This window comes from Thermoflexus sp. (assembly GCF_025055495.1).
In the GTDB taxonomy this organism is placed as follows: Bacteria; Chloroflexota; Anaerolineae; order Thermoflexales; family Thermoflexaceae; genus Thermoflexus.
This window is the reverse complement of sequence record NZ_JANWXB010000029.1, coordinates 1-10,270: the sequence shown is the minus strand read 5'-3', so window position 1 is coordinate 10,270 and position 10,270 is coordinate 1. Positions and strand designations below refer to the sequence as shown.

General features: G+C 64.9%; 9 protein-coding genes and 1 other annotated feature. Of the genes, 5 read left to right on the top strand and 4 right to left on the bottom strand.

Annotation, left to right across the window (positions count from 1 at the left end; genetic code table 11):
* Positions 1-33: 33 nt before the first annotated feature.
* A complete protein-coding gene (trpS, locus tag NZM16_RS01095) occupies positions 34-1,074 on the bottom strand; it encodes a tryptophan--tRNA ligase (protein ID WP_295477887.1) in 1,041 nt (346 codons plus the stop codon).
* Between the two features lie 135 nt (positions 1,075-1,209).
* Positions 1,210-1,496, bottom strand: a binding site (T-box leader).
* 344 nt (positions 1,497-1,840) lie between these two features.
* Between trpS and NZM16_RS01090 the strand changes: the two genes are divergently transcribed.
* The 3 genes from NZM16_RS01090 to NZM16_RS01080 are packed head-to-tail and all read left to right on the top strand — an operon-like array spanning position 1,841 to position 4,188.
* On the top strand, positions 1,841-2,581 hold the full coding sequence (locus NZM16_RS01090) for a GntR family transcriptional regulator (RefSeq protein ID WP_295452765.1): 741 nt from the start codon (positions 1,841-1,843) through the stop codon (positions 2,579-2,581).
* 15 nt (positions 2,582-2,596) lie between these two features.
* A complete protein-coding gene (locus tag NZM16_RS01085) occupies positions 2,597-3,880 on the top strand; it encodes a PTS ascorbate transporter subunit IIC (protein WP_295452768.1) in 1,284 nt (427 codons plus the stop codon).
* Complete coding sequence (locus tag NZM16_RS01080; protein WP_295452770.1) at positions 3,880-4,188, top strand: PTS sugar transporter subunit IIB; 309 nt, start codon at positions 3,880-3,882, stop codon at positions 4,186-4,188. The genes NZM16_RS01085 and NZM16_RS01080 overlap by 1 nt, the downstream gene beginning before the upstream one ends.
* A 127-nt stretch (positions 4,189-4,315) precedes the next feature.
* Here the strand turns inward: NZM16_RS01080 and NZM16_RS01075 are convergent, their stop codons facing one another.
* The 3 genes from NZM16_RS01075 to NZM16_RS01065 form a co-directional block, all read right to left on the bottom strand.
* The gene (locus NZM16_RS01075) at positions 4,316-5,875 is read right to left on the bottom strand and encodes a hypothetical protein (protein ID WP_295477884.1); all 1,560 of its coding nucleotides are present in this window, start codon (positions 5,873-5,875) and stop codon (positions 4,316-4,318) included.
* 136 nt (positions 5,876-6,011) lie between these two features.
* Positions 6,012-7,604: a hypothetical protein gene (locus NZM16_RS01070; protein WP_295477881.1), complete on the bottom strand. Its 1,593-nt coding sequence runs from the start codon at positions 7,602-7,604 to the stop codon at positions 6,012-6,014.
* The gene (locus tag NZM16_RS01065) at positions 7,540-8,175 is read right to left on the bottom strand and encodes a hypothetical protein (protein WP_295452777.1); all 636 of its coding nucleotides are present in this window, start codon (positions 8,173-8,175) and stop codon (positions 7,540-7,542) included. The genes NZM16_RS01070 and NZM16_RS01065 overlap by 65 nt, the downstream gene beginning before the upstream one ends.
* A gap of 161 nt (positions 8,176-8,336) precedes the next feature.
* On the opposite strand from NZM16_RS01065, the gene NZM16_RS01060 reads away from it, so the two are divergent.
* Together NZM16_RS01060 and NZM16_RS01055 are read left to right on the top strand one after the other, a co-directional pair.
* The gene (locus tag NZM16_RS01060; protein ID WP_295477878.1) at positions 8,337-8,711 is read left to right on the top strand and encodes a methylglyoxal synthase; all 375 of its coding nucleotides are present in this window, start codon (positions 8,337-8,339) and stop codon (positions 8,709-8,711) included.
* On the top strand, positions 8,708-9,886 hold the full coding sequence (locus tag NZM16_RS01055) for a tetratricopeptide repeat protein (RefSeq protein WP_295477876.1): 1,179 nt from the start codon (positions 8,708-8,710) through the stop codon (positions 9,884-9,886). The genes NZM16_RS01060 and NZM16_RS01055 overlap by 4 nt, the downstream gene beginning before the upstream one ends.
* The last annotated feature ends 384 nt before the right edge of the window (positions 9,887-10,270 follow it).

Here is a 10,270-nt window from a genome sequence, read left to right as displayed (position 1 = left end):
GCCCCCCCCCCAGCCCCAAAAAGATTTTTACTTTTACAGGAAGCGGGTTTTCACCTCGGCCAGATGGCGGGCGCTGAGGCCCATCGCCTCCCGCGCCTCCGCCAGAGTGGCCTGGGAGATCGGGCGGACCTTCGCCGCGCCGGCGGCCAGGATTTCATCCACGAGGTGGGGCCGCGCCGCATAATACGCTCGTCGCTCGCGGATAGGCGTCAGGAACCGCTCCAGGGCAGCGATCAGCCGCTTCTTCACCTCCACATCCCCCACTTTCCCCTGCCGGTAGCGGGCCTTCAGCTCCTCCACCTCGCCCTTGTCGTCGTTGAAAGCCTCGTGATACCGGAAGACAACATTGTGGGGCGCATCAGGGTCCGCCGGGATATCCGGCCGGATCCGGGCGGGATCCGTGAACATTTGCATCACCTTGCGGGCGATCTCCTCGGGGGGATCGCTGAGGAAAATGGCGTTGCCCAGGGATTTGCTCATCTTGGCCCGCCCGTCGATCCCGGGGAGGGTGGGCACATCCCCGATCAGCGCCTCCGGCTCCGGGAAGATCTCCCCGTAGAGGCCGTTGAACCGGCGCGCGATCTCCCGGCAGAGCTCAATGTGGGACTCCTGATCCTTCCCTACCGGGACGATCTCCGCTTTAACGTGGAGGATGTCGGCCGCCTGAAGGATGGGGTAGAACATGAGCCCCATCGAGGGGTTCTCGATCTTCTGGTCCCGGATCATGTCCTTCAGAGTGGGGATGCGTTCGATGCGCGGCAGGGTGACCAGCATCGAGAACAACAGCGCCAGCTCGCAGACCTCCGGGACATCGGACTGCACGTAGATGGTGGTCTTCTCCGGATCGATGCCCACGGCCAAGTAGTCCAGCACGATCTCGCGGATGTATTCCCGGGCGGCCAGGATGTCGGCCTTCTCCGGCTTGGTGGTGAGGGCGTGATAATCCGCGACCACCAAGAAGACCTCATACTCATCCTGCAGCCGCAACCGATTGGCCAGCGTCCCAACGTAGTGGCCCAGATGCAGAGGGCCGGTCGGGCGATCGCCCGTTAGCACGCGCTTCTTTTTCACCATCGCGACCTCCTAGGCTCGGAGAGTCTGTCCTCCCGCAAGGGGCATCCGCTCGTAGGTCTCACAGCGCCGTATGGGCAGGTTGCGGGACGAGGCTGTCCCCCTGGTCTTCGCTACAAACAAACAGGGCCCGTCCCGCAAAGGGACGGGCCCTGTTTATGCCCGTGGTGCCACCCTTTTTGAGCACGACCCCCTGAAGGGAAGCCGGCTCCTCTCTTTTCCGCGAGCGCCGCCTGGACAAGGCCAGGCGAAGCCCTCAGCCGATAACGGTGGCGTCTCCGGCCGCGCCTACTACGGAAGATCCCTCCGGTTCGGGCGGCAGCTCCGGGGCCCATTCAGGATCCAGGATCCGCATCGGGCTCCCACCTGAACCCCGACTCTCTGGGCGGCGCTGGATCCCTACTCTTCCCCTTCATCGCTTTTGAGGATTCAAGGTTGCGCTATGGTTTTGACTAATAATTTAACAGCCTTCGCATGGCGTGTCAAATCTTCCCTGGCCCCAGGGCGGTCCCACGAGGTCCTTCTATTCGGTTTCGACCACCTGGAAGGACCTTTCTCTCTGCGGCCCGAAGGCCGTAGGGCTGTTGACAATTTCCGCTTCCTCGGTATAATCTGGTATAGACCAACTATCTCAGAAAATCCAGGGCGAATTAGGCCACGCCGTGAGGGCTGGTGAGACCGGCTGGGCATCTCCTTACCTGTGCGCTGTTTCCGTGCTGAGATGGGACGTGAAGCGGGACTGAATCTCGAGGAGCTCAGGCGACTTCTGTTGCTGGAGCCAGTGGATCGGGAAGGGCCGATTCCCCTCCACATGCAGATCCGTGAACGCCTGCTGAAGGCCATCCAGGCCTCCCATATGCCCAGCCACCGGCGATTGCCCTCAGAGCGGCTGCTGGCGGAATGGTTCGGGGTGAATCGGTTGACGGTTCGCCAAGCGGTGCAGGAGCTGATCCGCCAAGGATACCTCTACGCGCGGCCCGGCAAGGGCACGTTCGTCGCCCGAGCGAGGATGCATCAACCCCTTCAGTGGCTGACCAGCTTCACCGAGGATATGGCCGCCCGGGGGATGAAGGCCTCGAGCCGTCTGCTCTCTCAGGAGATCCTCCCGGCCCCTCCGGATATCGCCCAGCGCCTGAACGTCGCTCCCGGCACGGAGGTTGTTCGATTGGAACGGCTGCGGTTGGCCGATGAGGAGCCTATGGCCCTGGAGACCGCCTATCTCCCTCACTCGCGCTGCCCGGGATTGCTCTCCTTCGATTTCTCCCAGCTCTCCCTCTACGAGGTGCTGCGAAAGCACTATGGGCTGCGCCTGCAGCGTGCAGAGCAGACCATCCAGGCCGTTGTGCTTTCCCCGAAGGAGGCCCGCTGGTTCGGATTGCCGCGAGGCTCGCCGGGTTTCCTCCTCGAGCGGATCACCTTCCTGGAGAACGACGAGGTCATCGAGTTTGTGCGTTCCCTCTATCGAGGGGATCGCTATCAATTCCAGGTCCAGCTGATTGCCCCCAAATGAACGCGGAGGTGCACCATGGAGATCCTGCAGTGGATTGCGACAAACCTGTTGACGCAGGTCGCCATCCTGATCGGCCTCATCACGGCGATCGGCCTGATTCTGCAGCGCCGGGCCTTCGAAGAGGTCGTGGGAGGGACGCTGCGGGCTGCCATCGGTGTGCTGATCATGCTGGCCGGGGCCGACATCTTCGTCCAGGGGCTGGTGGCCTTTCAGTCGATCGTTGCCTCCGCCTTCCGGATCACTCCCCCTCAGGCAGCCAAAACCCTGGCCGAGTTCACTGCGGAGCGCGGCGGCCACGCGGCGATCATCATGACGTTCGGCTTTCTCCTTCACCTGATCCTCACCCGCCTGCTCAATGTCCGCTTCGTCTATCTGACCGGCCACTTGATGTGGTGGGTTTCCCTCACCGTGACGGCCACCCTGCTGGCCATCATGCCCAACCTCTCCACATTTGGGCTGATCCTGATCGGCACGGTGGTCATGGCCCTCTACTGGACCTTCCAGCCGCTCTACATCCATGGCTACATGAGGCGCGTGACAGGGAGCGACGAGTTCGGCTATGGTCATACTTCCTCCAGCGCCGCTTTCCTGGGGGCGCTGCTCGGCCAATTTGTCGGGAAGCCTGAGGAGAGCTCCGAGAAGCTCTCGCCTCCCAAGTGGCTGGGCTTCATGAAAGACATCAACGTCAGCACGGGGGTGGTGATCGGGTTGATCATCCTCGTCGCCGCGATTTTCGCGGATCCCAAGGTCCTGGCGGAGCAGGCCAAGGATCTGAACCCATACGTATGGGCGATCCTCCAGGGCCTGCGCTTCGCCGCGGGGATCGCGGTGCTGCTTTACGGAGTCCGTATGTTCCTGGCGGAGATCGTCCCGGCTTTCCGAGGGATCTCTCTGACGGTGATCCCCGGCGCCCGGCCGGCTCTGGACGTGCCGGTGGTCTTCCCCTATGCGCCCACCGCGGTCATCCTGGGCTTCATTTCGGGCACCGTCGTCTTCCTGGTTCTGATGGTGGTGTTCGGTGCCCTGGGATGGGCGACGATCGTGCCGCCGATGATCATGCTGTTCTTCCCGGGTGGCGGGGCGGGTGTCTTCGGCAACTCCACGGGCGGCTGGAAAGGGGCTTTGCTGGGCGGGGCCATTAACGGCCTTTTCCTGGCTGTGGGCCAGGCCATCACATGGCCGATGCTCAGCGCTACAGCGCCGGAACTGGCCACCCTGGCTGACCCCGACTGGTATCTGATCATCTGGATCCTCTACGCGATCTTCACCCCGCTGCGAGGCCTGTTCGGAGGGGCGTGATGAGGCTCATTCGGGATCCCCTGCGCATCGCGACCGTCTGCGGCGTGGGGATGGGCAGCAGCCTGATTTTAAAGATGACGGTGGAGGATGCGCTTCGAGAGCTGGGCATCCCGGGCCGCGTGGAACATATGGATCTCTCCAGCGTCCGGAGCGCCCCGGTGGATGTGATCGTCGCCCAACCATTGCACACGGAGGAGCTGAAAGGGCTGAATGCCCTCGTCATCCCGGTGACCAACTTTCTGGATAAGGAGGGCATCAAGCGGGCCCTCGTGGCCAAGCTCCGGGAAGCGGGGTGGATCGCAGAATAAAAACCAAGCAGGCCTCCAAGAGGCCCAGCCCGGTCCGCACACGGGCTTAGGGGCGGAGCCAGGCGGCTTCGGCGCCTGGCTCTGCCCATGCTCCTGGAGGAAATAAGCGGCGTAACTTATAGAGGTTCTAACGGAGGGCTCCCTGCCAGAAGAGGAGAAGGATCCCCGCGATCACCATGATCCATAGCCACATCACCGCGGAGTGGCTGAAGAACTCTAGAACCCGTTGAAGCGCTGCAGCGGGACGGGAGATCAGCCGGGTGAGGCCCGCATACATCCAGTCCAGCGACAGGAAAGGGCGCACCCACGCCCATCCCCGGGCGGCCGCGTGGATCCTTTCCGCTTGCCATTGCAACGCCAGCCCCAGCGCGGGGCTGGCCAGCAGCGGGAACCGAAACGCTGATGGCACGTCCTGCCAGGCCCCGAAGACTGCTCCCAGTCCGACCAGCCCCGCCATCCCCAGCGCCAGCCCCAGACCGTAAAGGGTCCGCCAGATCCGCTCCGGTGGCAGGGGTTCCTCCGCGGTCCGTCGCCACCCTCGCCATAAAGCGCCCAGCAGCAACGCGGAGGGAAAAATCAAAAAGGGCCACGCCCAGAACGGCCAGGCCCCGAAGAACGCCGTGGCCACTGGCATGCCAGGAGTAAGGGGAAGCCCGGCGATAGTGAGGATTGCCATCAGGGCTGGAAATCCCCAGAGGGAGGCAGGATCGAAGGGGCGACCAGCGAAGATCAGGGCGAAGCAGATCGGCCACAGGATCGCTGCCAGCGGGGCGACGTCCGGACGGGCCAGCCCGGACAGGGCCCACCAGGCCGCGCTCCCCCATGCGGCCTCCACCAGCCCCGCCCGGGGATCGGGCTCGGCCCAAGCCCACAACCCGCCCAGCAGGGCCGTGAGCCCCAGCGCCATGGCCACCCATGGCATCCCGGCCCATCCGTGGAGCAGGGGCGCCAGATGGGCCCAGAGCATCAGCCCGAGGGCCGTGGGGAGCACGTAAAGAAGGGCGGCGCGGTCGACCTCATCCGCCAGCTCCGGGGGACGCCCCACATGGAACGGGTAGATGTCCAGGCGGATCAGAACGGCCAGCAACAGGAAAGGGAGCGCCGCCGTTCCGGCCATCCGGCTCCAGAACAGGCTGTCGCCGGCACGCCAGATTTGCCAGGCAGCGGCCCAGAGGCACAGAAGGGCCGCCCCGTTCACCAGGCCTGCCAGGACCGCCCGATCGGCCACGGCCTGGCCTCGACGGATGAGGAGAAGGGCCAGGAACATCGCATCCAGCATCGCCCACGCGATGAGAAGGGTGAACAGATCCGCCGCCAGCGCGGCCCCGGTGGCCACAATCACCATCCCAAGGGCCAGCGCCCGAGGCCACCCTCGACCCTGGCCCGGATAAGCCACCCACATCCAGGCCACCAGGAACCCGGCGATCAGAACCCCCAGTCCCTGCCCCCAGGCGGATGGCGTGAGACGGAAGACCCAGGCGGTCTGAAATATGGAGAACGGCCGCTCGAGGCGAAGGACCACCTCCTGGGGAGGATGGCGCCACGCGGCCAGCCAGAGCCCCAGCGCCCCGGCCAGGGCGATGCCCATCGCCAAGCTGCTTCCGCGCAGGCCGGAAAGCCGTCGCCCGACGACGACTCCGAGGATCCCGCCGCCCAGCGCGAGCCACGCCAGGATGATCCATTCCATTCCGGAATTTCCCCCCGGCCAGATCTGAGCGAGCACCAAGCGTAGCTATTCTATCCGGAACCCACGCGGTGGGCACTGCGCCCGGCCCACGAGATCTACCCGGCCTCCTCGCCCGGCGACGTCCCCTTCGGAGCCGTTATCGGCCCTTCATCACCAGCGGAAGCCAGAGCCGCCGATCCAGCGCCCGTTCCTCAATCCAGACCAGCCGATTGTCGCCTTCGTGGCTCAGGACGGCGAGGCCGGTCCTCGGATCGAACACCATATCCCGGGGGAAGATCCCCGTCGTCAGCACCCGGCGGATGGCCGGACCATCCAGGGCGGCTACCTGAACTTCCCCGGCCCCATACGCCAGATGGCTCCGGGGGCTAATCCAGATGCGCCGGGGCTCGAAGGGAAGGGAGACCGTGAAGGCGAGGGCCGTCCCGGTGAGCACTGCCACCTGTCGGGTTCCGCTCAGCGCCGCGTATACCCATCCCGTCTGCGGATCCGCCGCCAGCGCGATGGGCACCCCCGCCATCGTCCGGCTGACCCGTAGGGTGGGGCCCTCGAAGATCCACAGCGTGCCGGTGGTCCCCATCCCCGACCCGACATACGCCAGGCCGCTGGCGGGCTGCACCGCGAGGGCCTGAGGCGGGTAGACGGCTCCAACGGTGGTCAGCCAGAAGGACGCAGTGATCGGTGTAGTCAGGGAGAAGACCGCCAGATGGAACGGACCCAGCGCGTAGAGATAATTCCGCTCTGGATCCAAGGCGATCTCCCGAACAGGACCCAAGAAGGTTGAGGCCTCTGGGTCTCCGATGGGGATCGTGCTCACCGTCGTCCCCGTGATCACGAAGAGCAGGGGCGCGCTTGAGCTCCCTCCTCCTCCCCAGATCACGCCGCGCTCGGGATCTGCGGTCAGCACGTTCAACGATCCCTCTGGGGTTCGGGTCATCCACCCACTGCCCTGGAAGATCCACAACAGCGAGAACCCAGGATGTCCCACATACACCCATCCGGTCCCAGGATCCAGCGCCATCCAGCGCCCCCGCGGCAACTGCACGGGGGCGGTCGGCCATTGGGGGAGCACGGAGGAAGTGAGCGTTTCTGTCCCTGAAAGCACGTAGAAATATCCTTCATATGGATTCAGGGCATACAGCCTCCCCCCGTCCGGGGAGAGCGCCAAGGGGCCCAGGCCGAAGCCGTTGACGTATCCAGCCATCGAAACCGAACGGCTCAGCACCCACAAGGCGGAGGGTGGCGTTTCCCCATCCACGGGGCCAACTCCCCAGCCGCTCACATACGCCCATCCATCCGGCGAAGCGGAGATGATGCGGGGGCGGACGGGGATGGTGAGGACGCTCAATGGCGAGAGGTCCCGGGAAAAGACGTGGACTGACCGATCGGGGAAGGCCCCCACCACGATCTCCCCAGAGCCGGGGATCACGGCGATCGGATTCGGCCCGTTGGGGAAGGGGATCCGCGTGATCACCTCTGTCCGCGAGAGCACCGTGAGATAGCGCGGGATCAGGTGCGTGGCGTAGGCCCGTTCGCTTTCTGGATCCACCGCGATCTGGTAAGTCTCCGTCACCGGCAGGGCGGCGCTCACCTGACGGCCGTTGAGGATCTTGAGCTCATCCCGCGCTGCCACGTAAGTCAGCCGGGTATACGGGTGATACCGAAGCTCATATAGCGGCCCGGCGATCGGAATGTGAGCCACCCGTTCGGTCCCGCTGAGGATCCAGAGCATATTCGTGCCCGCTCTCCGGATGGGGGGTGAGAAGCCGGGCGTCCAGAGCGCTCATCGTGGTCAAAACCGTGGTTCCGCTCAGGACCGCCAGATCGGTGGAAATCGGGGGCCAGGGATGCCTTTGCATGGTCACGTACAGGAGCTGGGTCCGGGGGTGCTGGACCAGCCCTGTCACGGTATATGGGAGCGTCACCCGCGCGACCGGAGTGGTCCCGCTCATGATCAACACCGATCGGCCTTCCGCTGCAAACCAACGGTCCGTCTGGGCATGAAAGTTCAGGGCGCATGATCCGGGAAGGATATCCCGGAGCTCCGCGCCTTGCAGGATCGTCGCACCGCCCCTCCGGCAGACCCATACCTCTCCCGAGCGAGGATGGAGCGCGGCCCCGCCGGGGAAAAGGCCTGGCCCAGGATCCAGGAACTGTTCGTCCAGAAGGGCTGGGACCACCGGGTTCGGGGAGGAGGCGCTGGAAGCGGGGGCCGGTGCAGCCCAGCCGGGTGGAAGCCCGATGAGGGCGAGGAGCACCAAGAAACCGCTGGCGATCAGGCTCCCCACGAGGAGAAGGCGCATGGGAACACCTCCAGTGGAAAAATGGTGGCCAGCGGGCGCGATGGCGAGGGCATCTCGGGGTTCCAGTATAACTGATGAGGGAAGCAGGGAAAAGGCAGCCCCTTTTCTCCGAAAGGCTGCGCTAAACTCGATAGGAGAAGCCTCTTTTCGGGATATCAGGTATGCCTAAACGAATCGCGATCATCGCCCATGATGGAAAAAAGGCGGAGCTGGTCGAATGGGCCCGGCGCGAGCGGGAGCGCCTGGCCCGTCATCACTTGGTGGCGACGGCGACCACTGGACGCACCCTCCAAGAGGCCCTGGGGCTGGAGGTGGCCTGCGTGCGCTCTGGTCCTCAGGGTGGGGATGCCCAGATCGCGGCGATGGTCGTGGAGGGCCGCATCGACGCGGTGATCTTCCTGGTGGATCCCCTTTACGCCCATCCCCACGAGCCGGACATCCGCACCGTGATGCGGCTGTGCAATGTGCATAACGTCCCCCTCGCCACCAATTTGGCCACCGCCTCGATGGTCCTCCGGGGACTGGAGGAAGGATGAGCCGACGCCGTCGCTGGCTGTTCTGGCTGTTTCTGGATCTGCTGGCCCTGGCCGCCCTGGTGTGGATCGATCGCTCGCTCGGGGTGAACCGCTCTCCTTCCAATGGGAGCTTTATCCCCTCGCCCACCCCTTCCGCCGACCATTACGCCCGGCAGGCAGAAGCGGCCTATTGGGCCGGCGATCTCCGGCGGGCGGAGGAGGGCTACCGGCTGGCCCTCTCCATGGAGCCAGAGAACCCGGCCCGCTATCCCCCTCTGATCCAGCTGCTGGCCTTCAGCAACCGTCTGGACGAGGCTGCTGCCTGGACGGAACGGGCGCGCCGGCTGGCCCCGGAGGACCCCGCCATCCTGGGAATGGCGACCCTGATCCTGGACTGGCAGGGAAGGATCCCCGAGGCGATCCGTGTCGGAGAACAGGCCATCGCCCGGGCGCCGGAGTCCGGTCCCCTGTATGCTTACCTGGCGGAAGCGTATGCGGACGCCCATCGCCCGCAGGCTGCCCTGGCGGCCGCCCAGAAAGCCTTAGCCCTGGCTCCGGAACACCCCCATGTCCACCGGGCCCTGGGGTATGTTTATGAAACCCTGGGGCGATATGCGGAGGCCATGGCGGCCTATCGGGAAGCCCTGGCCCGGGATCCCCACATGGTGGTCGTCTGGCTGGCCCTGGGGCGCAACGCCCTGGTTCTTCGCCAGACCCCTGTCGCGGTGGAGGCTTTCCAGCGGGCAGCCGCCCTGCGGCCGGAGGACCCGAGGGTTCTGGATGAGCTGGGATGGCTCTACTACAATCTGGGGCGCCTGGAGGACGCGCAGCGGATCCTGGAGCAGGCGCGGCGGTATGGCCCGGACGACTGGCGGATCCTTTACCATCTGGGGGTTACGTTGTATGCCCGCCGCCGGTATGAGGAAGTGGTCCAGGAGGAAACCCTCCCCCGCGGGATCGCCCGGCTTCAGGAGATCCTGCAGCAGGAGGGGAAGAGGTGCGCTCCGGAGACCCTGAGCGTGGAGCCCCGTTGCGCCCGGCTGGTGGAGATGGCGTATCTCCTCGGGCTCTCGCAGTATTATCTGGGAAATTGTGAGGCGGCCCGCCCCTGGTTCGAGCTGGCGCTGGCGATTTCCCCCCAGGAGGAGAACGCCCAGAAGGGGCTTCGATTGTGCGAAAGTTCCCAACGGCCGTAGCGCCTGTTCGATCCTGCATCAAAGACTTCTTGCTTTGTCCCTTTTTCATTTGGGGGAGGTCGGGGGCGGTGCGGGGAGGCCTTGGCCCCTGTACCGCCTCCGAAAGATTGAGGGGGCATTGCCTTCCAGACGGGCTTTGACGCCTCAAATCCCCATTTTATAACTGGACAAAGTGCTATTGCTTTGTCCAGCTACAAACCGGGGATTAGAGGAACCGAAGCCCATCCGGAAGGCGATGGCCCCTTCCCCCGGGGACGGTGCGGAGGACCTTTGCTCCCCGCACCGCTCCCGAAAAACCCCCAAATGGAAAAATGGACAAAGCGCTGAGGGGCTTTGATGGGGAGCCGGACGCTTTCAGCGCCCCCTTCCGCCCCCAAAGATGTT

Bases quoted from the DNA above. Each gene is read 5' to 3' on its own strand.
- NZM16_RS01080 (WP_295452770.1), top strand. From the start codon at position 3,880: ATGAGGCTCATTCGGGATCCCCTGCGCATCGCGACCGTCTGCGGCGTG.
- NZM16_RS01085 (WP_295452768.1), top strand. From the start codon at position 2,597: ATGGAGATCCTGCAGTGGATTGCGACAAACCTGTTGACGCAGGTCGCC.
- NZM16_RS01065 (WP_295452777.1), bottom strand. From the start codon at position 8,175: ATGCGCCTTCTCCTCGTGGGGAGCCTGATCGCCAGCGGTTTCTTGGTG.
- NZM16_RS01055 (WP_295477876.1), top strand. From the start codon at position 8,708: ATGAGCCGACGCCGTCGCTGGCTGTTCTGGCTGTTTCTGGATCTGCTG.
- trpS (WP_295477887.1), bottom strand. From the start codon at position 1,074: ATGGTGAAAAAGAAGCGCGTGCTAACGGGCGATCGCCCGACCGGCCCT.
- NZM16_RS01060 (WP_295477878.1), top strand. From the start codon at position 8,337: ATGCCTAAACGAATCGCGATCATCGCCCATGATGGAAAAAAGGCGGAG.
- NZM16_RS01070 (WP_295477881.1), bottom strand. From the start codon at position 7,604: ATGCTCTGGATCCTCAGCGGGACCGAACGGGTGGCTCACATTCCGATC.
- NZM16_RS01075 (WP_295477884.1), bottom strand. From the start codon at position 5,875: ATGGAATGGATCATCCTGGCGTGGCTCGCGCTGGGCGGCGGGATCCTC.